The organism is Priestia sp. FSL H7-0729 (assembly GCF_038005685.1).
Classification (GTDB): domain Bacteria; phylum Bacillota; class Bacilli; order Paenibacillales; family Paenibacillaceae; genus Paenibacillus.
Map to the genome: position 1 here is coordinate 1,429,723 of NZ_JBBOTQ010000001.1, position 22,600 is coordinate 1,452,322.

The 22,600-nt window shown below is 38.1% G+C and carries 34 protein-coding genes; 1 reads left to right on the forward strand and 33 read right to left on the reverse strand.

What is annotated here, in order from left to right; all coding sequences use genetic code 11:
• Positions 1-4 precede the first annotated feature (4 nt).
• From MHH93_RS05980 to MHH93_RS06005, 6 genes are all read right to left on the reverse strand, one after another.
• Positions 5-529: a GNAT family N-acetyltransferase gene (locus MHH93_RS05980; protein WP_500053235.1), complete on the reverse strand. Its 525-nt coding sequence runs from the start codon at positions 527-529 to the stop codon at positions 5-7.
• 38 nt (positions 530-567) lie between these two features.
• Entirely contained in the window at positions 568-891 is a 324-nt protein-coding gene (locus tag MHH93_RS05985; RefSeq protein WP_500053236.1) for a hypothetical protein, read from the reverse strand.
• 45 nt (positions 892-936) lie between these two features.
• Positions 937-1,383 (reverse strand): GNAT family N-acetyltransferase, encoded by a 447-nt coding sequence (locus tag MHH93_RS05990; protein ID WP_500053237.1) that lies wholly within the window; start codon positions 1,381-1,383, stop codon positions 937-939.
• Positions 1,384-1,565: 182 nt separating this feature from the next.
• Positions 1,566-2,087, reverse strand: a complete 522-nt coding sequence (locus tag MHH93_RS05995) for a hypothetical protein (protein ID WP_500053238.1) — start codon at positions 2,085-2,087, stop codon at positions 1,566-1,568.
• A gap of 320 nt (positions 2,088-2,407) precedes the next feature.
• Positions 2,408-3,232, reverse strand: coding sequence for a methyltransferase domain-containing protein (locus MHH93_RS06000; RefSeq protein WP_500053239.1), 825 nt, complete (start codon positions 3,230-3,232; stop codon positions 2,408-2,410).
• A 44-nt stretch (positions 3,233-3,276) separates the two neighbouring features.
• Entirely contained in the window at positions 3,277-4,053 is a 777-nt protein-coding gene (locus tag MHH93_RS06005) for a class I SAM-dependent methyltransferase (RefSeq protein WP_500053240.1), read from the reverse strand.
• 151 nt (positions 4,054-4,204) lie between these two features.
• On the opposite strand from MHH93_RS06005, the gene MHH93_RS06010 reads away from it, so the two are divergent.
• A complete protein-coding gene (locus tag MHH93_RS06010; RefSeq protein WP_500053241.1) occupies positions 4,205-4,654 on the forward strand; it encodes a DUF1569 domain-containing protein in 450 nt (149 codons plus the stop codon).
• 110 nt (positions 4,655-4,764) lie between these two features.
• Here the strand turns inward: MHH93_RS06010 and MHH93_RS06015 are convergent, their stop codons facing one another.
• The 27 genes from MHH93_RS06015 to MHH93_RS06145 form a co-directional block, all read right to left on the reverse strand.
• Positions 4,765-5,250: an HAD family hydrolase gene (locus MHH93_RS06015; protein ID WP_500053242.1), complete on the reverse strand. Its 486-nt coding sequence runs from the start codon at positions 5,248-5,250 to the stop codon at positions 4,765-4,767.
• Positions 5,251-5,299: 49 nt separating this feature from the next.
• The gene (locus MHH93_RS06020) at positions 5,300-6,235 is read right to left on the reverse strand and encodes an acetamidase/formamidase family protein (protein WP_500053243.1); all 936 of its coding nucleotides are present in this window, start codon (positions 6,233-6,235) and stop codon (positions 5,300-5,302) included.
• Between the two features lie 87 nt (positions 6,236-6,322).
• Positions 6,323-6,802, reverse strand: coding sequence for a DinB family protein (locus tag MHH93_RS06025; RefSeq protein WP_500053244.1), 480 nt, complete (start codon positions 6,800-6,802; stop codon positions 6,323-6,325).
• A gap of 35 nt (positions 6,803-6,837) precedes the next feature.
• Positions 6,838-7,635, reverse strand: a complete 798-nt coding sequence (locus MHH93_RS06030; RefSeq protein ID WP_500053245.1) for an AAC(3) family N-acetyltransferase — start codon at positions 7,633-7,635, stop codon at positions 6,838-6,840.
• A 32-nt stretch (positions 7,636-7,667) separates the two neighbouring features.
• Positions 7,668-8,204 carry a phosphotransferase-like protein gene (locus tag MHH93_RS06035; protein ID WP_500053246.1) on the reverse strand — a complete coding sequence of 179 codons (537 nt, stop codon included), beginning with the start codon at positions 8,202-8,204 and terminating at the stop codon, positions 7,668-7,670.
• A 77-nt stretch (positions 8,205-8,281) separates the two neighbouring features.
• The gene (locus tag MHH93_RS06040; protein WP_500053247.1) at positions 8,282-8,764 is read right to left on the reverse strand and encodes a DinB family protein; all 483 of its coding nucleotides are present in this window, start codon (positions 8,762-8,764) and stop codon (positions 8,282-8,284) included.
• Positions 8,761-9,489 carry a metallophosphoesterase gene (locus MHH93_RS06045; protein ID WP_500053248.1) on the reverse strand — a complete coding sequence of 243 codons (729 nt, stop codon included), beginning with the start codon at positions 9,487-9,489 and terminating at the stop codon, positions 8,761-8,763. Before MHH93_RS06045 ends, MHH93_RS06040 begins: the two co-directional genes overlap by 4 nt.
• A 34-nt stretch (positions 9,490-9,523) precedes the next feature.
• The gene (locus MHH93_RS06050; protein WP_500053249.1) at positions 9,524-10,180 is read right to left on the reverse strand and encodes a DUF4367 domain-containing protein; all 657 of its coding nucleotides are present in this window, start codon (positions 10,178-10,180) and stop codon (positions 9,524-9,526) included.
• Positions 10,181-10,243: 63 nt separating this feature from the next.
• Positions 10,244-10,783, reverse strand: coding sequence for a helicase (locus MHH93_RS06055; protein ID WP_500053250.1), 540 nt, complete (start codon positions 10,781-10,783; stop codon positions 10,244-10,246).
• A gap of 89 nt (positions 10,784-10,872) precedes the next feature.
• Positions 10,873-11,211, reverse strand: a complete 339-nt coding sequence (locus tag MHH93_RS06060; RefSeq protein WP_500053251.1) for a VOC family protein — start codon at positions 11,209-11,211, stop codon at positions 10,873-10,875.
• Between the two features lie 389 nt (positions 11,212-11,600).
• A complete protein-coding gene (locus MHH93_RS06065) occupies positions 11,601-12,584 on the reverse strand; it encodes a phosphotransferase enzyme family protein (protein ID WP_500053252.1) in 984 nt (327 codons plus the stop codon).
• Positions 12,574-12,960, reverse strand: coding sequence for an NUDIX hydrolase (locus MHH93_RS06070; RefSeq protein WP_500053253.1), 387 nt, complete (start codon positions 12,958-12,960; stop codon positions 12,574-12,576). The genes MHH93_RS06065 and MHH93_RS06070 overlap by 11 nt, the downstream gene beginning before the upstream one ends.
• 163 nt (positions 12,961-13,123) lie before the next feature.
• Entirely contained in the window at positions 13,124-13,720 is a 597-nt protein-coding gene (locus MHH93_RS06075; RefSeq protein WP_500053254.1) for a lysozyme inhibitor LprI family protein, read from the reverse strand.
• 145 nt (positions 13,721-13,865) lie between these two features.
• Positions 13,866-14,666 carry an inositol monophosphatase family protein gene (locus tag MHH93_RS06080; protein ID WP_500053255.1) on the reverse strand — a complete coding sequence of 267 codons (801 nt, stop codon included), beginning with the start codon at positions 14,664-14,666 and terminating at the stop codon, positions 13,866-13,868.
• Between the two features lie 40 nt (positions 14,667-14,706).
• Positions 14,707-15,234 (reverse strand): AAA family ATPase, encoded by a 528-nt coding sequence (locus MHH93_RS06085; protein WP_500053342.1) that lies wholly within the window; start codon positions 15,232-15,234, stop codon positions 14,707-14,709.
• A gap of 77 nt (positions 15,235-15,311) precedes the next feature.
• Positions 15,312-15,728 (reverse strand): hypothetical protein, encoded by a 417-nt coding sequence (locus MHH93_RS06090; protein ID WP_500053256.1) that lies wholly within the window; start codon positions 15,726-15,728, stop codon positions 15,312-15,314.
• Positions 15,729-16,016: 288 nt separating this feature from the next.
• Entirely contained in the window at positions 16,017-16,784 is a 768-nt protein-coding gene (locus MHH93_RS06095) for a nucleotidyltransferase domain-containing protein (protein WP_500053257.1), read from the reverse strand.
• Between the two features lie 48 nt (positions 16,785-16,832).
• Positions 16,833-17,588 (reverse strand): class I SAM-dependent methyltransferase, encoded by a 756-nt coding sequence (locus MHH93_RS06100; protein WP_500053258.1) that lies wholly within the window; start codon positions 17,586-17,588, stop codon positions 16,833-16,835.
• A gap of 59 nt (positions 17,589-17,647) precedes the next feature.
• A complete protein-coding gene (locus tag MHH93_RS06105) occupies positions 17,648-18,025 on the reverse strand; it encodes a DUF6547 family protein (RefSeq protein WP_500053259.1) in 378 nt (125 codons plus the stop codon).
• Positions 18,026-18,069: 44 nt separating this feature from the next.
• Positions 18,070-18,678, reverse strand: coding sequence for a Type 1 glutamine amidotransferase-like domain-containing protein (locus tag MHH93_RS06110; RefSeq protein WP_500053260.1), 609 nt, complete (start codon positions 18,676-18,678; stop codon positions 18,070-18,072).
• 188 nt (positions 18,679-18,866) lie between these two features.
• A complete protein-coding gene (locus MHH93_RS06115; protein WP_500053261.1) occupies positions 18,867-19,109 on the reverse strand; it encodes a hypothetical protein in 243 nt (80 codons plus the stop codon).
• A gap of 98 nt (positions 19,110-19,207) precedes the next feature.
• Positions 19,208-19,987 (reverse strand): Cof-type HAD-IIB family hydrolase, encoded by a 780-nt coding sequence (locus MHH93_RS06120; RefSeq protein WP_500053262.1) that lies wholly within the window; start codon positions 19,985-19,987, stop codon positions 19,208-19,210.
• 262 nt (positions 19,988-20,249) lie between these two features.
• Entirely contained in the window at positions 20,250-20,396 is a 147-nt protein-coding gene (locus MHH93_RS06125) for a hypothetical protein (RefSeq protein ID WP_500053263.1), read from the reverse strand.
• A 416-nt stretch (positions 20,397-20,812) separates the two neighbouring features.
• Positions 20,813-21,364 carry a hypothetical protein gene (locus MHH93_RS06130; RefSeq protein WP_500053264.1) on the reverse strand — a complete coding sequence of 184 codons (552 nt, stop codon included), beginning with the start codon at positions 21,362-21,364 and terminating at the stop codon, positions 20,813-20,815.
• Between the two features lie 80 nt (positions 21,365-21,444).
• Complete coding sequence (locus tag MHH93_RS06135; RefSeq protein ID WP_500053343.1) at positions 21,445-21,885, reverse strand: HAD family hydrolase; 441 nt, start codon at positions 21,883-21,885, stop codon at positions 21,445-21,447.
• A 12-nt stretch (positions 21,886-21,897) separates the two neighbouring features.
• Positions 21,898-22,149 carry a hypothetical protein gene (locus tag MHH93_RS06140; RefSeq protein WP_500053265.1) on the reverse strand — a complete coding sequence of 84 codons (252 nt, stop codon included), beginning with the start codon at positions 22,147-22,149 and terminating at the stop codon, positions 21,898-21,900.
• 88 nt (positions 22,150-22,237) lie between these two features.
• Complete coding sequence (locus tag MHH93_RS06145; RefSeq protein WP_500053266.1) at positions 22,238-22,528, reverse strand: hypothetical protein; 291 nt, start codon at positions 22,526-22,528, stop codon at positions 22,238-22,240.
• Positions 22,529-22,600 lie beyond the last annotated feature (72 nt).

A 22,600-nucleotide genomic window follows, 5' to 3' on the forward strand; every position in this document is an offset into this window, starting at 1 on the left:
GAAGCTATTTCTTCCATTCGTTTTCTAATATGCTCATCTCGATAAGATTCCAGAAGGTATCTTCATGTCTTCTCGCATCACGAATAAGTCCTTCTCGTACAAAGCCCGCTTTTTCATAACATCGGATGGCTGAGACATTAAAATCAAATACACCCAGACTGATCCGATGTAACTTCTCCTCTTCAAATCCAATTCGAAGCGCCTCATCGATCATTTGCTTCCCGTAGCCTTTACCCTGATATGGCTTGCCAACAAGTACCTTACCGATACGCCCTGAACGATTATATCGATCGATACCGCCAAGAGCAATATGGCCCACAATCTCCTGAGTCGTTTCATCCAGCACTTTATAAATGAACTTATTCGAAGTGTTCTTATCATTCGCATCTTGCAAATAATCAGATAGCTGTTCCTTGGAAAGTGGATAATGGAACTGCGGGCCAGCCCACTGGAGCAGAAATCCTTCATCCCCACTCCATTCAATCAGTTGATCAAAATCTTCCGGTTCAAAGTATTGGAATGTAATCATGTTGATCTGCCCTTTCTTTTTTTATGTCATATCATAACTTATTTCAGTTCTCTTGTGTCATCATAATGATGAGTCTCATCAAAAGCTCTGTTTCTTATATTCATTTCACGAATGGAGTTCTGAACCCAATTCATTCTAGCTAACAAACAGATAACACCACCCAATATACACATCGAGCCTATCCAATAATTCAGTTCAAAATTCACTTGATAATCACTCGGAGTATAACTACCCGCTGCTGCTGACTGGAATGCTGCATACCCTAACTTGGGAATCACCTCTTCAATCACTTTAGAGATTGTAATAATCACAATGCCTAACATGATAAAGAGTAATGAGAAAATAATGTGTACATGCTTCAAAGACAAGCTACCTCCTTTACAATCCAAAGCGCGTGCATTCTGGTACTACTTGCATCTTAGAAGCCGAACGACTTCGCCATCGATCAATCCCTCACTTACTCTCTGAAAACCAAGTGATTCATACAGATTCCCGGCGGTACGATTTTCCGGCCTGTGTCCAATCATGATGCGTTTGCATTTCAGTGATTCTTGCATTAGATCAATTAGCTTCCTAAGCGCTTCTCTTCCATAACCTCTGCCCTGATATTTGGTATCTATCATTAGAGCAAGAAGCCAGTAGTTATCCTCATGATCCGGCTTCTCTGAGTACACAGCAAAACCAACCAGATCCGAATCATAATAGATGGCCATGGGTCGAAAGTCGGTCACCACCTTGGATTCAGCAATCCAATATACAACCGGCGCTGGAAAACTTTTTTTCTGTTCTTCCGTTACATTCAGTTGAGTACATGCATACCAATTATCCAACGAGACATGTTTTAAATGAATCATAGTTTGAAATTCCTCCTCGTGAAAATTACACAGAGGAATCCCTCGGAAAGCTTCCTTGATTCCTCTGTGCTAGAATAGAACACCTCCGTCTAATCCATTTCTTCTACTCAGATTCGTTTTTTTTCTCATATCACATCACTCCTTTCACATTGTTATGCAAACCTCTTACCACTTCAATCACCTCATGCTAAACCTTTGATCTCTGATAGTTCAGGAGTATGTTTGACAAGATCAGCTATTTCAGAAGCTGCATTATCTGCTAAAGCCTTCTTAACTGCATCAGTCCCTCTTGTCTTCCAGATCGAATATATCCATTTGGAAAAACCATATTCATTCATGCGGTGATCACGTTCCTGTATCTGCATGAACAATTTCATACTTTCCTCATACATTTCAATATCCGTTAAAATACAGGCCAGATTGTTCAACGCAATGTTGATATCTCTCTGTGAATTTCTGGAGACATTAATATCCTCCCAGCTACCGACCACTTCGTCTTTTCTTGAAATGGGCAGTGCTCCAACATTGATGTCATCAATCGAATCCATTGTTTCGTTCACAAGAGCTTGAACTCCGACAACATCCCCAGCATGATAAAGCTTAGTCAGACGCTGTTTGTTATATGTAATTCGGGCAAAAAGAGTATTGGACCATGTCTCATCTTCTTGTATGAGCTCGTTCATATTTTCAAGCACACTGTCCATTTCACTGTACTTCTCCAGAACCCAAAGCGAACCGCCCAAAGCCCGATGGCTCTCGAATCGAACACCTCGGTTGGTATCCAGCTTGGGTGCATGATCACAAGCATAATGGTACCAATCGATCCAATGATCAAAATAGTTTCCCAAGGACAAACATAACGCTTGTGTCGAATCTGAAACGATCCAGTGTAACTGCTCGGGGGCAAGGTTTTCTTCCCCCCATTCATATTCATTCCCATTCTCCGTCTCTTAGGAAGCTTAGTCTGTCATAGACAGTGTCCGAGCACCGAGTAAGTAAAGCTTAATTCAAACGTACACAGTTCTTACAAGGGCTTCGTACCGCAAGCTGTAATGAAATTCATCATGGCATAGGCTTCCGGCGAATGATTTATCGCATCAGAGGCTTGTTGCAGCTGAGCAAACTCCTCTGAACTGATCACACCTTTTTCAGCAAAATGTACAAAGCGATTAAGATTAAACTGCTGCTTAAACCCTTCTATGCCTAGCAGATCACTATGTTGAAGGACAGAATCAATGTCAACATCGATGTATCCGCTCTCAGAAAGGAGACGTGGCAGACTTCTGCCAATTAAACGATTACCGCCGTGTTGTGCCACATAGTCCGAAATTTTCATTAATACCGTATGCAATGCAGGAACGTCAGGATTCACAGCTCCAAAAACGCCGTCATCCACATCAATAATGGCAAGACGACCGCCGGGCTTAAGCACACGATATATCTCTTTTGCAGCTTCATCTGGATTGTTCAGGTGAAGAAAGATAAGTCTTGCCACGACAAAATCAAAAGAATCATCCGGCAGTTCGATCTGGTAGATGGAAGATTCTACAAATTTTAATCGGTTGGAAGGAACAGCTTTCAGCCGTTCTTTGGCTTGTGCTTGCAGTGAACGATCAATCTCAAGCGAGGTAAGCTCGCTGTCAGGCAGACTGTTCAATAGCTGCTCTGTAATGTACCCTGGTCCGCTTCCGACCTCCAATACACGCATTCCGTTTTTCAAACCATACCATTCCAGATTGCGGAACTCTTTGCTCCACCCCATGACCGCCTGAACCCTTAACCGCTCCAACTCCTCTTGAAAACTTAACACCGCCGTTTGAATATTATATGTTGAACGCAAGTCACTCATATTTTATTCCTCCTGTCTGCCATGGAATGATAAAACATATATCCTTAGACCTTTTTCTTCCCTAAATAAAGAGCAACCTTATGTTGTTTTTCTATCGTTCCACCTGCAGCATCAATGGAGTGTTTGATTCGTTCCAGAAGTGAAAGCCGAATATTCTCAGCCAGCTGTTGATGCTTTGAATTTGTATTTAACAACGCGACATATTCTTCGCTGGAACAAGTCTGTATCCAGTTATACTCTCTCACCTCAATATCCGTGAACAAGCCGGATTGTTCTGTTATTGCTTTACGCTCCCGGATAACTTCATCTGGCGAAGGATATTGAGAATCATCCAAATGAGGGGCTAATGCTGTGTAGTGGGAACGAATTTCATTGTGCAGCGGGTCATAGACCGGTACATGAATCGTCCAGAAAAGTCCAATGCCGCCTGTATTCTCTAGCAATTCCCAAGCCCGGTTGTAACCTACTTCTGGATCAATGAAGTGAAAGGCCGTTCCTGACACAATCAATTGAAATCGCTTTCCTTCGTTATTCCATTCCTCAAAGGAAGTGTTGATTACTTGAATCGATGGATATGACTTGAATTTGTCTGCGGTGAACTGTGCCAAGTTACTGCCTAATTCAATACACGTGATGTTTGTATAATCCTTGCTCACCAATCCGCTTGTGGCCTGTCCCGTTCCGCAGCCAATCTCAAGAATGAAATCCTCTTTATTAAGATTCAGATATGTAAAAATATCATCAAACATTCCACTCGGATAGACAGGTCTATATTGTTCATATTCATTTGTTACAAGATTAAACGTTTCCTTATTTTCCAAGTTCGCATCCTCCGATTCTCAGTTTTCCAAAATATATTGACTAAACTTACCATATCTTATTATTCTTGATAGTAAGAGGATAAACCTTTCAATAAGAGAATGATGATAGTTTAAGTTCAAATTTTATATCCTAGAGGACTGGGGTGTTCTTATGAAAAGTATATTAGATACGATGAATGCTGCCGAAATTAAAGAGCGCATGGATCAGCTTAGTGAAAAATCCATCCCTGAATGGGGCACGATGCAGGTCTCTCAAATGCTGGCTCACTGTTCAGCATTTCATGATATCCCCTTAGGGAATGCATTTCCACCTAGAGGATTACTTGGGAGACTTGTCGGACGGTTCGCAAAACCAATGTTTTATAATGACAAGCCCTTGCCCCATAATATGTCTACGATCCCGACAATCATTATTGATGACCAACGACAGTTTATGGAAGAAAAAGAAAAGCTTGAGCAGCAGATTAATATCTTTCAACAAGGTGCTTCAGAAAAATTCTCCCGCCACCCCCATCCCTTCTTCGGGAAATTAACAGCCGAGCAATGGGGTAAAGGCATATACAAGCATTTAGACCATCATCTCAAGCAATTTGGAGTTTAGCGGTTATGTACCGTCTAAATTAGCAATGACTCAACTTCATTAACCCAATCTCCTTCTTCGTCAGCCAGTAAAGTCTTCCAACCAAGTAGCTTAGCAGAATGTAAATTTTTCTATTGATCATCTATAAATAGAACCTCTTCTCCTGCTGCCAGGAAGGTTTCAACCCGTTGGTATATTGCAATCTCCGGTTTGCATAAACCTACTTGATTAGAAATGGTTACACTTTTGGTAAATGAGCTTAAAAGACTCAGATTCGGCTCAATCCATTCCTTGCAATGGTTGCTGAGTAGATGGATATCTGCGGACTCGCTCCATCGCTCAAGGTATTGAGCGGCTGGTAAGGGAACAATTGAATTGGTTAAGATGTCCTTCGCTCGGCTTATTGATAATTCGGGATACGTCTCCTTCAACGATTGCCAGAACTCTTCTTCCCTCATCATTCCTGTCCAGAGCTGTCGCTTGATTTCGACAAAATGCATTTTCAAAGATTCTGCCGATAGATTGGTTTCCTGAATCATATTTTTCCAGCACGTCAACGACATATTACTTAACAAAACACCTGCGATATCTAAAACGATCTGAGGTCTGCCATTCATTCTATCGCCTCCCCAAGTTCATCTAATGCGACGTATAACAGGCCTCAAGTTACTTAAAAGCATCATGCGGAAGTACAGCGTGTACACCCTTCACGCCATTCACGATTTGGGTGATACGCAGGTCGATTACCGCGCTTCCAATTGCAATCGCTTCCACACGCTGCAAGCCGTATAACTCCCCCATCAGTTGGAGCATCCCGTCTAATGCTTGAACAGTAGCTTCATTCAGATCTTCATGAAAACCGAAGGTAAGCCAGCCGGATGGCGTATGTGCACGAGGATTGGTCAGAATCATATCATCAATTACGTTGATCGTGATATCCACCACCTCCATTGGACATTCAATCGCCTGACAACTGACTTCACCATCTCCCTGACGTGCATGACCATCACCAATTGAGAGGTAACCTCCGTCTACGGAGATAGGTAAATATAATTTGCTTCCCTGCACCAGTTCCTTACAGTCGATGTTCCCTCCACAATAACGTGGCGGCCAAGTCGTATGAATTCCTCCAGCTTCAGGCGGCATTCCCACTACTCCCATGAACGGCGAGAGAGATACCGTGAAGGGTTTCCCGTTTATTTCACAGGTTCCACTCATCGTGTGGCGATCAAGTGTCCAGTTCAGCGACAGTTCTTCAACCTCTGTTAGATGTAACTTCTGATTCTGCCAGTTCGGATATCCGCCGGCGGAAGTAAATCCATAACTCCCGGGTATGATTTCATTAAAAACAATCTCCAACGTCTGTCCTTTCTTCGCCTTTTCGATATAGATCGGACCGATTAATGCATGGCCTCCATCTTTTTCACCTTTTCGATCAAAAGGTTTCTTCCGTTCCGCATAACTCACACCCGTTCCCCAACCCGCATCCAGCGTCTGAAAACGAATGGAGTCACCAGATTTCACGCTCAACATGGGATTTACCTTATTGGTAAATGACCCAATCAGACTTTCTTGAGTTAATTCAATCGTATGAGTACTCACTACAATCCCTCCTTGGTTTGGGATACGTATTATATTCAAAGCAAGCCACATGCTGCATTCCGTGCCGCCTTCTAGATGCTAAATCCTTTATGCTTCGAGGTTGGCAAGGTATTTCTTCAATGGTTTCATATGATGCTGGTCATGCCATATAAAATCTTTAAGGTATTGGGGAATATAAAATACGTTACCCTCTGCGTCCAAATACGTCTGATGAAGTTGCTCTTCCGCTAACCCTCGAATATCATTCATAATTTTATGGCGGTACGTGATAGCTTTATTTACGATTTCGGACGTCTCCGTGCAGTTACCATACTCAATAGCTTTGCGGTTGAACTCTTCAAAATTGATATGTTTCAACGTAACTTCCTGCTTCAGAGCAACCTTCTCAATCGCTTCTTTGTAAAAATATCGATCCCACAACATGATATGACTTACGATTGATTTTATCGTCCACTTCCCTTCTTCCATACTGGAATTCCAGGTCTTCTCTTCGAGACGAGTCATCGTCTTGACAAACAACGCCCATTCTTCAAAAGTTTGAAGCAAATCTTCAATCTCTTTGGTCATGATTACATTTCCCCCTTCTTTCTTTTTGAGATGATTCACTGCCCTATAAGTTCTCTTCGGTTCCGATTCATCCATCCCAAAGCATAATCAACCATCTCTCTTTGGGGTATCATATAACTCACAGCGTTCCCTACCATTCCTTCGGTAACAGCGTTAGTCTGGATCTTAAACTCATTAAAAATTAATTCAAAATCATCCGATTCATTGTTAATATCATCGTATGTAGTCCATTGTTCAAGTCCATCCACCAGCATTTTTACTCCCCAGACTTTTGACTTAACAAATGTATTCTGCTGTTTATATTCGGCCAGGTGCAAGGAGGTGTTACTATTTGTAGGTGCACCAAGTAACAGAATGTATCCACTCAAATCATAGATTTTTCCTAACGGAGATTTCTCATTTAATGCATAATTCAAGTTGTGATCTTCCGTTATCCGTTTTGCCTCTTTCCCCCAGGCAGCAAAAGACATGTGCGGATGTGAGCTTCGAAACACACCATCTTGCCTCCGAAACACCTCAGGAATGATGCCCATATACGAGGTAGGTGTTAAGTCAGGATAATAAGTAGGCATATTGTCTTTGATGAACTCAATTTCCTCTGAAGACAGGTTCGCGTCATGCTCTGAAGGTTCACAAAGATGTTCTGTTTGAGTGGGCATGACAATGGTTCCATTGGTTCCAACGGCTTCTTCCAGAGCTAAAATAACACTTACCGGGCCGCCTATAACCTTACCTATTGCTTTGAAGGAGGAATGAACGATTATCGTCATGCCCTCCCTTATCCCCATTGCCTTTAAATCATTAACTATACTTTTTCTTGTTTGTAATTCCAATGTGATTCCTCATTTCACCCGTATCGATTCCACTACAGCTTCGTAATATCATCTTTACATATTTTCAATGGTTCATGATGGGGCTTGAACAGCTCTGCAATTATCTTCTCTGCACATTCTTCCTGTGTGTTCATACTTGTATCAATCGAATAGCTATAGTGGATGTGTTTGGCCATAATTTGATTCTGCTCATCCGATTGCTCTTCTCTGCGATCACCACGCTCAATGTTACGCTGACGACAGATGTCGAGAGGGCAATATAATTCAACGATATCTAGTGGATACCCTTCAAAAATCTGCTTGACTTGTTCATAATGCGGCGCGAGCTCCGGTCTTTCCACAAGTATGCCATCGATCAGTACATGCTTGCCATGGTCTGAGAATACTTTTGCCGTATGATACATCATTAAAATTGCTTCACTCAGATACTTCCAGTAATCCGTCTGAAGATGTTTATCACCGATCGTATTTTCAAAAAGATCATTAGCGACCACATAGAAAAACGGATCATCGTATGATTGCATCGCCTCTACAATTGAAGTTTTACCAGAGCTGGTTACACCGTTCAAAAATAAATTTTGCCTTTTTCCATGATAGTCATCTTCCTTTGCTTAAGTATAATTTTATAAATGTAATACAGCGTGTATTACGTGTGTTTCATTGATTTTTTGAGCAGCATGATCTGGCCAATATGATAGGCATTATGAATACATAGATTCGATACAACTCCCCACCATGGCGCGTTAAAATAGGAAGGGCTTTCACGGGTCAGTTTATGTTCTTCGCTATCTTCGAGCGCCCTGTTCCAATCACTAAAGACGGTTTTCAGTCTATGTAATGTCTTGCGCCACTCCGCATCGTTCAGGTTAGACGGATCTATGTCAAATGTATCCTCATTATTCACTGAATGCTGCCCGTCGACCTGTTCGGCAATATATCTCTCAAGCCACCTCTCATTCCAGAAAATAAGATGATTGACGATCGCCCAAATGGAATGCTCTCCCTCATTTTTTACATAAGCGGCTTCGGTAGCATTGAGGTCTGTCAACATATCATGAAGCGGTATAAACCAGCTCTTGTCATGATAACAGGCGTTCATTTGGTCTATGAGAATAGCTTTGTAACTCATCGCTGCACCTCACTCAGATTAAACTTTGAATCAGCAGTTATATAAGAACCATTTTCGAGAATTAAAGCATTTAATTGCATTCCATAGGCACATCCACCATCAATGCCTATTTTATCTTCACCAAACCAAACATCCGAAGTTCCATGAATGTCTATCGTCCTTGTATGTCCAAAGACGACCTTTTGGTGTAGATTTGTGAACGTATGATCAATAAATTTATCTTTGATATACATAAAATCATGATCTGGTTGTTTCCTCCATTCCAAGTAATCTGGGTTTAATCCCGCATGAACGTAAATATGAGCCTCATCTTCATGGTAAAAAGGTAATTTACTCAAAAAATCAATATGATGACCATAATCCATTTTTATTGTCTCTCTGGCTATGTCCAACATTTCATCAGACAATTCGTCGTCAATATGATAATAACTCTGAAGTGTTTGAATACCGCCGTGTTCGATAAACTTCGCTTTAATTACAGAACTTCCCTCATTTATAAAATCAGCAAATCGTTGATCGTGATTTCCTCTTAATGCAATTGCATGATGTTCATGCACTAATTTAATCACCTTATTAACAACCTCTTTGCTATTGGAGCCCCGATCTACGTAGTCTCCAAGCAGAATCAATTGATCATTTGTGGGATTGTAATTGACACCATGTAATAACTGCTCAAACTCATCAATACAACCATGAATATCGCTAACCATTATCGTCCGATTCATAAAAACTCCTTTTAGAGCAGCTTTAATATAAAATTTATCCGTTCATTGAATTCACAATCTTCATCACGAGATCTTCTGACATGTTTCTGCCAATGATCTCGTATTGTAGTGCCTTCCCATGCACATCCTCTTCAATCCATATCAATTGGGAAGTTTCGTTATTGACAATAAAAAATGCTTGGACGCCACGTATAGCTGCTTGCTTAACCGTAGTACCATCATGATCAGGCAACGTGATTCGGCTCTTTGTTGTTCCAAAAATATTAAGTTTATAACTACCGTATTCTTGATACGTGATGCTGATGCCCACAACTCTCTTATTTGGCTTCAAATCTCGTATCACTACATTGCTGCCTGACCTGTTACTTTCTTCAACCATTTCTTCGATTTCTTGCGGAGTTAGATTATCAAATCCATAAAATACATGAATGGCAGCTATATCAGAATCAATCGGAAATTTAGGCTGCCATGGAGAGTAAAGTTTCTGCAATTGTTCCAACCCGTCTTCCCATTGGATGGCTGCATAATTGGTCTGTTGCGTGAATTGGTTCTCTGTAGCATCTGCGGTATAAATCGCCTTCCCCTCACCAGGCTTTAAATCAATGACGATCCGGTCAATCGCATGATCATTACGCAAGGATTCAATTTGAATTTTTCCAAGCACATCTCCGCTTTTGTTTTTGATATCCATTAATGTTGAACTCCTTCCCTTTCTCAAATACCAAAATACCTTTCGATCTTCATACAATAGTAGCTAAGCGCGACAGAAGATAAAGTGATCATGAGGACTCCAAATATGTAAATGGTCCGCAAGATATCCTCGTAACCATAACTTGTCGTTTATTCGTCTGAGATAAAAACCTTTTGGAAAATCAATATCCTCCGTAAGGACTTCAGATGCTATAGTAATGGAGCCGGACGGAGCTTTCCTCTCCTCTGAAATATGGGTAGAAACTATCTCGGGCTGTTCCAAATATTGCAGTCTTAGATAAGGTCCTAACTCAACCGGACAACAATCCAACCCAAGTTCATTTGCTCTTCGAAATAACTGGAGAGTTGTAGCACCATCCGAAAATCCAAGTTGTCTGACGGTCAACTCAATCGTTTGCAAGCTTTGCTTCATACTGGAAACTATAAATCTTTCATCATGTAACAACTGTTCTCCATATTTATTCAATAAAATAGAGTGTTGGTCCAGTTTCTGAATAAGCTGTGGCTTTGTTAAGCCGCCAACGTCTACTATTCTTATTTCAAATGAACAGTCAGGATATATTTTCTCGTCTTCAATCAACATTCGTATCCCCCTAACCCCTCAGTGATTGATAGCAGCTGACCAAAGCTCCTCATTAAAAATTCAATTCACAATCATGGTGTTCCCACACATCAAATATATTGCCGTCCAGATCTTCTAACACAAAAAACTTCCCATACCCCTACTTTCACATTCTCTGATGTTAAATAGTTATGTAAAGAACTAATGTCATCGGTGAAAAATGTAATGACCCATCTCTTTTTCTGATGTACTTCAAATGTCGCTCGTGTTTCATGATCGCTTTGGATCACGTCCAAAATTGGTCGATTCCCCCTAAATAAACTCAAATATCCTTCGCGTTGGTGGCGAATGTTAAATCCAAAATGTTTTGCAAACCAGGCGGCTGACACATCAAGATCTCTGACTGGTATCACGTTGTAGGCAATACCCAAAATCCTTCCATTTCCCATATGTTAACTCCAAGGTTGAAATGATAAAACCCTATCATTAGAGAAGTTAAGACTTGGCACAAAGTGCCCTATCGGAAAGCGTATATTTTCATCCAAGGTTGAGTGCCTCCATTTTTCTACTATAGAACCAAATCATATCCAATATAACCCACAATGTTCCATTTGCGAAGTGTAAAAGCAAAAAAAGAAGCACCCTTTATTCTCAGGCTGCTCCTTCTATTAAACTTCTCTCATAACTTAATCTTTAGCCTTTTCATCAGATAACTAACGTTCGAATTTCAGTTCAAATTCGATGGCATTGGTCTCGTCTTCGGCCTTAGAAGTATGTCCAATTCGTTAATTTATTGTTAGACCGACTCTCATCACCTTTTTAACACTAGCCTCTTATCCTATAATTGAATATCACATCCATCAAGAGGTTTATCACTTTCAATACGTTTTACCGTTTCAATAATAGCATTCTTTTGAATATCATTAAGATTCTCTTCATTCCCATCCCAATTGGTAAGCCACCAAAAGAAAGAACTAATATTTCTATATTCCATAAACATAGGGATCCGCTGGACCCATTCTTGCCCTATACTATTTTGCTTGATATAACCTTCTAGAAATTCATTTAAGAAATGCTTGGCAAATTCATCTTTCGATCTCCAAGCCTTAAAATGTGAACCCCACCAAACAGCGTGAGTAGCGGCGATTCCAATATCAAGGGCAAACCACCCGTACAACGAATCATCAAAATCAAAAACAGTTATTTCCCCTTGATCGATAACAAAATTATAAGGATGAAAGTCATAATGGATCAGACCATATGATTCTTTGCCCTTAGGCAGGTTTTTCATTTCTATTTCAATTGTTCTGAGTTTGTTGAGGAGTACTTGATAATTACCAAAATGTAAATGTGGATTGTTTATTTCCGCTACATCCCATGCCATCCTTTTGTATTTCAGATCACCAGGATCATAAGATTTGGTCAACCGATGCAATGCCCCCATTGTTTCGCCCCATGTTTTAAACAAACTTGGTCCCCATAATTCTGGATTACTATCGAAAAAAATGCCAGGGGCTCCTTCGAACACAGTCGCAATATAGCACTTTTCATAGTGCTTACATACAGCAGTTAATTCACCTTCAATAGTCTGGATTGGCAAAGATGCATGAATACCTCTTTCAGCTAAATACCGTACCCAATGGACTTCTGCCTTAATATTAAGTTCAAATTCAACTGGTTTTTCTGATAAACGTAAAAAATAATCCTTATTCCCTTTATTAAACCTGTATACTTCATTACAAGAGTTGCTTACGAACTTTAGCGAATTAGTATCAAATCCAAATGAATTAGCTGCTTGAGAAAGTATTTCATTACCGAGCAAAATGATTCTCCTTCTCTAATGCATATTGAATTCTGTTATAGAAATTCCCCCATGTTATCATCTGCCCAGCTTCTTCTAGAGTAAAGTAGCCGACCTCTTCACTTTCATCACTGGTAGTTAAAGCTCCACCAATCGGTTTTCCAGTAAATATATTGTTGCATACGCCGCGCGTTATGTTCTGATACAAACCACAAAATTTAATTAATTCAATGTCCAGTCCTGTTTCCTCTTTCACTTCTCGTACTGCTGCCTGCCTAATAGTCTCTCCTTCTTCAACACAACCTTGAGGCATTTCCCAGCCTCTTCGACCTTTCATGAGTAAAATGTCATTATGTTCATTGAGAACGATTACACTTGCAGACACGATAAATTTCATTTTAATTCCTCCTTAATTGGTTTATACAATTTCCAACCCTTAGTGTTCTTCCATGATTATACATATTACAACCAATGGGTGGTATCCCCGCAGCTTCAATATATTGTTATGTGCCGTTACTAACTTCGAAGCATCACCTAAACCTTTAAACCAGATTCCAACTCTATTTTTTACTTTGATATAAAAACTCAACTTCACCATCTAACAAATATCGATATTCAAATAATTGCATTGTTCTTTCCCTAATTCTCTCCCGTATAACCGTGCCTAGGCTAACCGATCCTTGTGATCCTAGGTAACCATTATTAATAAATGTCTTCTCTACAAATTTTGTTTCCTTTAAGTGATACTGTAACCATTCTTTCTGCGATTCGATTAGTGCTTCTCTTGGTTCTTCATCCAACTTAGAAAGAAGCTTTTTATATATTTGATTCAACTCTCTATCCCAAATCTCTGTATATTTGCTTTCCAATCCTCCCCATCCCATTGTTGTAATGATCTCTTTGGAATTTTGAAGTTTATTAAATTCCACTTCATAATCATGATCTATAGGATTTTGAAGCATTTCATCATAAATATCTCCTTTCAAATCATAGTTCCCAATACTCATGAATAACACTTGGTTGTTAGAAGGATCTGATCGACCTTCAGTTGTTTCTTTTGATTTAGTTTCGCTGTTCAAGGTAGTCGATTGACTACTATCTTGGCAAGCTGAAAACACTACCGTAATAAAAAATAATAAGAGTATCTTACCTTTCATAAATTAATCTCCTTTAATGGCGCTTAATGTCACTGTATCAACAACGCCCCACCGACTTAAGCGACCAATGATTACGGCCGCGATTGCGGTTAGTCGGTACGGATATGTCCGTTTAATTCTCTTCCATGCGAATTGCTTCTAAGTGTTAACTCAATCCTTCTCTTACAATTTGCAATAATTCTTCTTTGTGGTCTGGGTGACATGCAATTAAATAAGGTTCTTCTTTCATTCCATTAAATTTATTTCCTTCAAAATCTATAACAAGTCCCCCCGCTTCCTTGACCATTAAGATACCTGAATACAAGTCATCACCTTCAGAATTGTACAGAACAATCCCATCAATATCTCCTTTGGCCAACATACACCATTGAAGTGTTGGAGCCCATAATCTTAACATTCGCTTAAATCTTATATCAATGTGTTGTCTTAGTTTTACTGCTAGTGGGTCGTTTTGTACTTTGTGACCTTGAATCCAACCTATGTTTCCTTTGAGAATATTCGGGTTACTCTTCATTTGTATTCGTCGAGTATTACAGCTTGTCCCTTCACCAATCACAGATACAAATAAACGTTCTGTTAGAGGTTCATAGACCACTCCAAGAACAGGCTCTCTTTTGTACATTAAGGTAATGGATATCGAAAAAACAGGTAAACCAATTGCAAAATTATTAGTTCCATCTAAAGGATCAATTAACCATAACCAATCGTGCTCAGTTCCGATAAACCCTGCCTCTTCACTGTGTATCTGATGATTTGGAAATACGTTCTGTATTTGTTTGATAATGATTTCTTCACAGATATGATCTACTTCAGTAACTACATCCCCAAATTCATCTTTAGATCTCAGTTCAACAAAGTTATCAAACTTCTCCTTAGAGATTAGACCTGCTTCGCGAATAATTGTTATTGCAATCTCTTTTGCGGTTTGAATAATCTTACGATCCATTATGCACCCCTTATTGTTATCATTCATTTCGTTGAATTGCTTACAGATTGATTTTTGATATCTTTCTTAAAATTATGCTTATAACTTCTTCTATTTCTTTATTATCTGTGTCAATATGTTCTTGAAAATCAGTATTTTTAAATGTAATTAGAGCCGCTTTTGTTTGCTCCTGATACCAAAAATCAAATTTGTCTCCACGTTTTTCAATTCGTTCTCTGATCGTCTCTTCAGATGCTAAGAGACAAAAATGAAAAGTATCTTGATCAATACTTCTAAATCCATTTAATATGTAATTGAAATTTTCGGACTTATAAATGGTCATTGGAACAATAAGATGTTTCTTATACCTATTCATTAATTCTTGAGCTGTCTGTACTACAAGTATTCTCCATAGTGCTATATCCTGAAAATCATCAGTTCGTTCCTCTTCAAAGTAGATCTCTTCTGTTAAGATTTTTCTCAACATATATCCAACTTCTTCAGGATCATAAATCATACTATTTGGTATTAAAGGCTGCAGCTTTTGAGAAGTCGATGTCTTGCCGGATCCAAATGACCCATTAATCATAATAATCAAATGATCACTCCTTCTGGTTTAGTTTTACGTTTTGCGCGGAGCACTAGCGACGATGCTAGAACATTCGGTTAGGCGATGTCGTCGCCCTCCATGATTACCCTTACATACTTATCCCAATCCTTACTGTCTGTATTGATTTCTAGTGTTGGCACTCTTGAGATTTGAGCTTGATGTCTTAATACATTTTGGATTTTTAATAATTCATTTACCGACGATCTTACTACTGCTTCTGTTTTATAGATCCATTCTTCGGGTTGTCTGCTTTTGATTCTTTCTTCTACGACTTCGGGCGAGATTGTAAGCAAAATACACCTAGCGTTTAAAGACTCAAGCTGTTCTTCTATTTTATTTATCTCATCCAAATCCGAATCTGGAAATGCAGCTCTATGATTTAAGTGAAACCTCTCCAGCACATAAAATAGTCCCCTAGATCCTCTAGATGCAGGACCAAGTTGAATTGCCCAATCGTTAAGTTTCTTTAGCATTTCAACCCGCTCTTTAAGTAACTCAGTGTGTTCTTCTCGCGTTAGACTCACATATTCTCCATGTTTATTATTCAAAATTTGAGAATAATGTTCTCCAAGAATAACTATGCTCCGTTCTGAGGATTCTTCTTGTAATTGATATCATGTTCAACATTAGTTGAACGATTTCGATGAAGCGCTTCCACAAAATACGTCTAGCAGACCAAGGCTCCGTGAGGAGCCGCTGCTTGAATATTATGTTATACGACGAAATCACCTCTCAGAGTGACCAATATTATCAAAATGTTGTTAGCCAGAGGAGGTTCTGGAGGCAGCCATTTTATTTAAGGCGTTCTCAAAATAGCTATATACTTCATCTGCGATTTCCAGAAACTCTTCAACAGAAACATCGCTATCCAAGTAACAAGCATACAGATACTCAACTAAAGCGCCGTCAATCGAGCAATAGTTTAATATGGCATTCTTCATCTTAATGATTTCGTCTTCCCATACCCCTGTATCTTCTAACACCAAAGAGTATAATGCACGAATTAATCTCTTAGAGTAACCTTTAATATATCTAGTTTTCATTGCGTGATCACTAACATTAGAAAGTGAACGATGTATACGATCTACTTCCTCCTTGGTATCTGTATTTAAGTCTACAATGAATTCTGGAGAAATTATGATCGGGGGTACTTTTTCACCAATATCCTCTCCATGTATACAAACACAAATGATCTTAATCCAAAAACCCCAATCGTTCGGTCTACTTAATACATCATCAATCGAGCAAATGATCGTATCCATCTTAGTGACGAATGGATATTCTTCCAAAAGCCTGTCTTTAATCATTGACAATCTTTCGTAATCAATATCTTCGGGATTTGCACATACAATAGTAAAGTCTGCATCTGACTTAAAAGGTTTAGCTGTTCCTTTGGGAATCGAGCCACACATATAAATGCTATGAATCTTATCTTTGAATTCGTTAAGGATACGATCCACATACTTATCAACCAAATCCTTATATTCACTTTGTATTGCTATTTTATTGATAACTTTTTCTAATATCATATAGACTCCTCCTAAAATAAGAACTTCTTTCAGCTAACGTTGTTGTATTCACTTCTCACCAATCATAAAAAACTGTTTAATCTGTTGGTTTTCCGTATTAAATGGTTGCCCCTCATAGTCTACAAACCGCACATTCTTAAAACCTGCAGCCTCCATAATTTGTACATAACAATAACTGTTTACATTCTTTGCACCTAATCCTGTCTTATGAATCATCGTATCATTGGGTATATCAAATATTATTTCTTCATGTTCCGAAACACAGGTCGCTCTATTATATTCGTGGCGTACCAAACGATAAATTCCATCGCAATATGTCCAAGTACGGCAGTCATTATGTCGTTCATCCGTATGGTATTTAAAATAATTTTCATTCCACATCTCATAGATAAAGATACCCGTTGGCTTTAAAGCGTTGAACACTCGATTTGCAGATACCCCTGTTAATCCAACAGGATCAGTCCAAATCGCTACATCAAATTCGTTGTCAAAACTTAATTCATTAAAATCACAAACAAAATAACTCGCCTTTTCAAAAGCTCTATTGTAATCCTTCGAATATTCAATGAAAGTTTTTGAGATGTCTATACCTGTAACCTCATTACCTGATTTCAACCATACTTGATGATACCTAGATATTCCACATGCAATGTCCAGAATTTTGGTTGAATTCTCGGGAAATAGCCTTTGCAGTTTTTCAGCCATAACGATCTGGTTTTCAAGATCATCGAAACCCCATTTGATATATTCTTTGTCATAATCTTGGTCACCATATCGATTGAACTTTTCTTCTATTATTTTCATTTATCCTCCTCATTACTTACGATTGAAGGTTCTTTCATATAAGGTTATACGAAGCTTCACTACTTCTCCGAATCCGGCCACGGATCTCCTTCTCTTCTACATACCCAGTCGAAATACATCTCTGAATCAAAAGGTTCCTTAGCTATTTCAATGTCATTTTTTGTGATTTTCATTCCATTAAGGTTTATTTCATCATTTAAGTAGACCAAAACGTCATGTATACCACCATCTCGTGATTGTTGAATGATTTGTGCAAGTAATTGTTTTTGTTCTTCAGACAGCGAGCCAATAAATTCATTAACTTTTATATTCTCTTCTGTCTTTGGCCACCCAGTAGTCAATACCCATCTTGATAACACTCCAGGCCGAATTTCGACTAATCCATCAATAAAATCTTTGTAGTTCTGAACACGGATTGAATCGTTGTCTTCTTTCATATTTCCCTCCGCACTTTTTGGAATTTCGTATAACGTTTCTGTATTCACGAACCCAGGATATATTCTTCATCTTTAAGCCTTGTCACCTTACAGTTCTCAGTGGATTCAAATTCTACTATTCTCTCTTCAATGGTTTTATTAGTACTATCTTTAAATATGTCATCTCGATCAGAGTGAGGAAAAATAAGCTTGTCAGTTACTCCTAATGCCTTAAAATCCGTTAAATTCATTGTGTTCATCTGTGGAGTAAAGAAATCCACAATGTTAATATTCGGCCCCAGTAATAACGTTCCTGCACTTACTCCAACGATAATTACATTCTGTGCGGCCAGTGTTCTGATAATTTCATCTGCACCACTTTTCTTAGCGTAAAATAATGTATATGGATTTCCACCATTGATATATATAACATCTCTATGTAAGAGAATTTGAGGATCATCAAATTCAATATCTACAAAATTGATATGCTGAAATCCCATGTCCTTAAACTCTTGCAATGCTCTTTGTGCATATCTATTAGTTTCTTTTGAAGGGGATGCTGTTGTAATAATTGAGACTTTTAATTTAGAAATATCTCCATCAATAAAGTCGAGAAATTGATTTTTAATATCTTCAGTATAAAAACCACAAGAGGTTAGTAACAAACTACTCATAGAAATCCCCCGTCCTTAACTATTAGTTTATCTAATCTTATAATTTAATTAAGCATTCCCCTGATTTCTGCTAACGTTCCTTTATCTTCAATCCTAGCGATTGCTAGGGTGTTCGGCTTATTCAGTACCAAGGGCACATGCCCGATGCGCGAATTATGATGATATACTGTCTTCCTGATCTGCTTCCACTACTTACTTTTATCTATAAAATCTCTATATCTATCATGTAGTTGTATTCCATTTTTTATAGATTCCCCTGTTTTTTTGTCTATCACATCAAGATCAAAACCTAAATTACTATAACCATCAAGAATTTCTAATATTGAATACATTACTTCTTCTATTAATTCTGCTTGGATATGATTGAACTTTTCCTCGTTAATTACTTCCCCAATGGTTTCATATTCTTTTTTAAATTCAGTCCACGGCATTTTTGAGTTCTTATGTAAGCACGAAGAAGATAATTCACCATAAGTCTGTTTAAAGCTGATTGGACGTTCTATGAATGTACTGTTAAATTAACCTTGAGTTACCCCCAAAATCTTTCTAAACTTACAGCAACACCGTTTTCATCATTGTTAACAGTTATTTCATCAGCAATTTCCTTCAATTCCCTAATCGCATTTCCCATAGCAATAGAATATCCCGCCATCTTAAAGAGGCCTACATCATTATGATCGTCACCAAACACAATGACTGAATCCAATTCTACATTATATAATTCACAGAGTTTAGTAACTGCCATTTCCTTAGATGCCAGAAGAGGCATGATTTGTACTAGTTTATTATTCTCCGTAATTAGTATATTCACTCTACCCTGGAATTTTTCAATCAATTCAGAACTGTAATTATTGCCAGAAATGAGTATCTTCGTAGCATCATAGTGCTTTAATTCTTTTAAAGGTTTCACTATGGGGTTTGATTGTGCGTTCATTGAGCTAATATAATCAAGCTCTCTTAAACTAAACCACTCATCCTTCACTTCCATAGTCAGCTCAATTTGAGGGTCACACTTCAAACAGTAATCAAGAATTTCTGAAGTTACATTAGCAGGGATTGTTTCATTAATTTCTATCTTGGTTTCCTTACATATCACTTGAGCTCCGTTGTAATATACAAAAGCCCCGATATCTACTAATCCTTGTGGAAGAAACCAATTAACCGCCCTGGGCGGTCGAGCTGTTGCATATATTATTCTAGTTCCTTTCTGATAACAAGATAAGACCGCATCTATGTTTCTCTTAGATACTTCTTTTTTTGAATTTAATAATGTTCCGTCCAAGTCAAGAACTACAGTTGAATACTTCAATGAATCAACTCCTAATATAAACTTCTTCGTTATTTTATCTAAGGTTCATGTATTCATGAACCCCAACGGAGTTGTCTGCTGAATTGCATCTCTGTATTCCTTCCCGCAGATAAAGGCTCCATTGGAGCCCCAGCTTGAGTATTATGTTATCTGATGGATTGACCTTCTTCGAGTAGAGATAACACGTTAGATTATATTTTTTTATTGATATTTATAAGCTATTACCAATAAGCCTTTATTTTCTGTTGTGATTATTATTTCTCTATTCTTTACGGATCTCTCTCACTTCATTAATTAACACATCTAATTTTTCAATAATTCTTTCATCATTTTCAAGTTTCTTTTTTAATCTCCCTTCTATAATTGCTATTCCGATAACAATAATTATAAGCAGGATCAAAATTAGCACGTTGATCAATTCCCCCTCCCCCTCTAGCAACAGATCGTTGCAATTGAATTAACTCTATAATTAGAAAAAGCGCATTAGCTCGTGCAGGGTTGTCCGGCTGTCCCCACTTCCCCGAGGTGAAATGCCCCTGCCGGACCGAGAGCCGGATGGAACGATGCGTGAACATGTTGTTACACACAGCACCCTCTTCTACGAGCAAACTTTTCGCTATCTGTTTTTTAGCTTATCCCATAATTCATTCTACCTCCTCTTCCTCTCTTTGTTTTCGTTTCATCTATCTTTCGTACTTTTAATCCTCTTTTTATGAGCCATTCTTCACCAGGATTCATTGTAGTTGCTGGATTTTATGTTAGGTGATGTCAATTTCTTATACCGCGCTACTCTTTAATCCCTTTTTATATAATTCGAAAGAATATTTACTTATTGTTTTTAAAATAATCATCTACTAGCTCTATATATTTAGCATACATATTTTCGATTTGAGTATTTACCTTTATAAATTCTGGTGAAGTTTGATCTAACAGTTCTTCTTTTTCTTCATCTTGCATATTTACTATGTCTTTACTAATCAGCATGACGTCGTTATTGATATCGGTTATCAATTTTGAAGCTTCTTCTTTATTTAAAGTACTTTGGCCAAGTGATAGATCAGCAAACAATGGATCATAAGCAAGTGCCAGAAGATTTTTTAAGTCTTTTGATAAGAGAGTTGAAGAATTGTGAGTTGTTTGATTGACCAATAATCGATACCTACTAGCTTCTCGGAAATCATTTTTAATATAGTATTGGTCTATTGTTTTACATAAATAATAGATTTCATTGTATTCAGTAGTCAGATTTTGTACAGCATCTTTCTTTAATTCATTGATATGTTGGGATAAAAAAACATTATGCACTCCAAGCATAAGCACTATAATACTCACAAAGATAAATGAAAATTCCAATTTTCTATTTCTCTGTTTTTCCATCAATCCCCCTCCAATATACAAAAAACTACTTCCAAAAACTTTGTTAAAATACTTAATTGCTTGTAGTGCTTTAATGGGTGTTATACGACGATACTGCCTTCTTCGATTCCACTAATAATATCTCTTACTTCTTTTAGATCTCTACATATAAATTTGGGTTCTGCAATATCTGTTTTAATCTTATTTAATCGATTTAACCAGACTGTCGCTATTCCTAAATTGCTTGCTCCACCGACATCACTCATTAAAGAATCCCCGATATGTAACACCTCTTTAGGAGACAGATTGTGTCTTTCTAGGGCTTCAATAAATAATTCTGGTCTTGGTTTATATGATTTAACGTCTTCACTTGTAATTACTTCATTTACCTTAATACCATGATAAACTATTGCGGCTTTTACATCAGCTGTGTCAATATTCGATAAAATGTAGACTTCATATCCTTGAAGAGATTCTAGAAATGGAATTGTATCAATAAATATTTTAGGCTCACTCCAGTGGTCGAATTGCTTCTGGATGATCTCATTTACATCTCAGTTTGATCTATATTTAGAAATCGTCTCAGATAATGATAGAATCCCGAGTTCGCGCTGGGATTTAAATGTCTCACCATAGCTGTTTCTAAACATACTCGAAAACATCTTCCACCAGTATCTCCCAATATCACTCACTTCGCATTCTTCCATACTATTTTCTTGTATTTCCTTACAGATCAATGGGATGATATCGTCATCCTCATGAACCAAGGTTCCATAAAAGTCCAGAAATATTGCTTTAATACTCATTATCTCGTCTCCTTTTCGCAGCGTAAATATTATGTTATGTGGTGGTACTGCCTTCGAAAGATATCTACAAATGAGTTTCTTTATTCAACTAATCATCAATAAATCTATGTCTCCCTAATCGAACTGTTTCAAATTCATCTTTTTCTTCCAGTCTCATTACTCCTAATATTTCTAGTGACTGATTAATTGCATTATTACTTAAGGTCTCTTCAAAAATCACTTCTCCCAGTTCCCAAACAATACCATTTTGTGATCCGGCTCCACCAAAATATTCAGCTTCAATATAAGCTGTCCTACCAGACTGTGATATTTCTGAACAGAACTTTCCGATCGTGTCTGTTAAATATTCATAATTCTTTATTGTCATTTCTTGATTCATATTTATTTCATCGAAAAGATCTTCAGTGAAGCGGTATTGCTACAAATGAATTAATTAAGGAATTATGACTAA

What these genes read in the sequence shown, in the direction of transcription:
- MHH93_RS06145 (WP_500053266.1), bottom strand. Translation starts at nt 22,528, where the DNA reads ATGAATCAAGAAATGACAATAAAGAATTATGAATATTTAACAGACACG.
- MHH93_RS06100 (WP_500053258.1), bottom strand. Translation starts at nt 17,588, where the DNA reads ATGAAAATAATAGAAGAAAAGTTCAATCGATATGGTGACCAAGATTAT.
- MHH93_RS06025 (WP_500053244.1), bottom strand. Translation starts at nt 6,802, where the DNA reads ATGACCAAAGAGATTGAAGATTTGCTTCAAACTTTTGAAGAATGGGCG.
- MHH93_RS06000 (WP_500053239.1), bottom strand. Translation starts at nt 3,232, where the DNA reads ATGAGTGACTTGCGTTCAACATATAATATTCAAACGGCGGTGTTAAGT.
- MHH93_RS06010 (WP_500053241.1), top strand. Translation starts at nt 4,205, where the DNA reads ATGAAAAGTATATTAGATACGATGAATGCTGCCGAAATTAAAGAGCGC.
- MHH93_RS06110 (WP_500053260.1), bottom strand. Translation starts at nt 18,678, where the DNA reads ATGAGTAGTTTGTTACTAACCTCTTGTGGTTTTTATACTGAAGATATT.
- MHH93_RS05980 (WP_500053235.1), bottom strand. Translation starts at nt 529, where the DNA reads ATGATTACATTCCAATACTTTGAACCGGAAGATTTTGATCAACTGATT.
- MHH93_RS06095 (WP_500053257.1), bottom strand. Translation starts at nt 16,784, where the DNA reads ATGATATTAGAAAAAGTTATCAATAAAATAGCAATACAAAGTGAATAT.
- MHH93_RS05990 (WP_500053237.1), bottom strand. Translation starts at nt 1,383, where the DNA reads ATGATTCATTTAAAACATGTCTCGTTGGATAATTGGTATGCATGTACT.
- MHH93_RS06050 (WP_500053249.1), bottom strand. Translation starts at nt 10,180, where the DNA reads ATGGATATCAAAAACAAAAGCGGAGATGTGCTTGGAAAAATTCAAATT.
- MHH93_RS06080 (WP_500053255.1), bottom strand. Translation starts at nt 14,666, where the DNA reads ATGGATCGTAAGATTATTCAAACCGCAAAAGAGATTGCAATAACAATT.
- MHH93_RS06045 (WP_500053248.1), bottom strand. Translation starts at nt 9,489, where the DNA reads ATGAATCGGACGATAATGGTTAGCGATATTCATGGTTGTATTGATGAG.
- MHH93_RS06075 (WP_500053254.1), bottom strand. Translation starts at nt 13,720, where the DNA reads ATGAAAGGTAAGATACTCTTATTATTTTTTATTACGGTAGTGTTTTCA.
- MHH93_RS06040 (WP_500053247.1), bottom strand. Translation starts at nt 8,764, where the DNA reads ATGAGTTACAAAGCTATTCTCATAGACCAAATGAACGCCTGTTATCAT.
- MHH93_RS06015 (WP_500053242.1), bottom strand. Translation starts at nt 5,250, where the DNA reads ATGAATGGCAGACCTCAGATCGTTTTAGATATCGCAGGTGTTTTGTTA.
- MHH93_RS06070 (WP_500053253.1), bottom strand. Translation starts at nt 12,960, where the DNA reads ATGAAATTTATCGTGTCTGCAAGTGTAATCGTTCTCAATGAACATAAT.
- MHH93_RS06060 (WP_500053251.1), bottom strand. Translation starts at nt 11,211, where the DNA reads ATGGGAAATGGAAGGATTTTGGGTATTGCCTACAACGTGATACCAGTC.
- MHH93_RS06090 (WP_500053256.1), bottom strand. Translation starts at nt 15,728, where the DNA reads ATGCTAAAGAAACTTAACGATTGGGCAATTCAACTTGGTCCTGCATCT.
- MHH93_RS05995 (WP_500053238.1), bottom strand. Translation starts at nt 2,087, where the DNA reads ATGGACAGTGTGCTTGAAAATATGAACGAGCTCATACAAGAAGATGAG.
- MHH93_RS06115 (WP_500053261.1), bottom strand. Translation starts at nt 19,109, where the DNA reads ATGCCGTGGACTGAATTTAAAAAAGAATATGAAACCATTGGGGAAGTA.
- MHH93_RS06130 (WP_500053264.1), bottom strand. Translation starts at nt 21,364, where the DNA reads ATGGAAAAACAGAGAAATAGAAAATTGGAATTTTCATTTATCTTTGTG.
- MHH93_RS06055 (WP_500053250.1), bottom strand. Translation starts at nt 10,783, where the DNA reads ATGTTGATTGAAGACGAGAAAATATATCCTGACTGTTCATTTGAAATA.
- MHH93_RS06085 (WP_500053342.1), bottom strand. Translation starts at nt 15,234, where the DNA reads ATGATTAATGGGTCATTTGGATCCGGCAAGACATCGACTTCTCAAAAG.
- MHH93_RS06140 (WP_500053265.1), bottom strand. Translation starts at nt 22,149, where the DNA reads ATGAGTATTAAAGCAATATTTCTGGACTTTTATGGAACCTTGGTTCAT.
- MHH93_RS06105 (WP_500053259.1), bottom strand. Translation starts at nt 18,025, where the DNA reads ATGAAAGAAGACAACGATTCAATCCGTGTTCAGAACTACAAAGATTTT.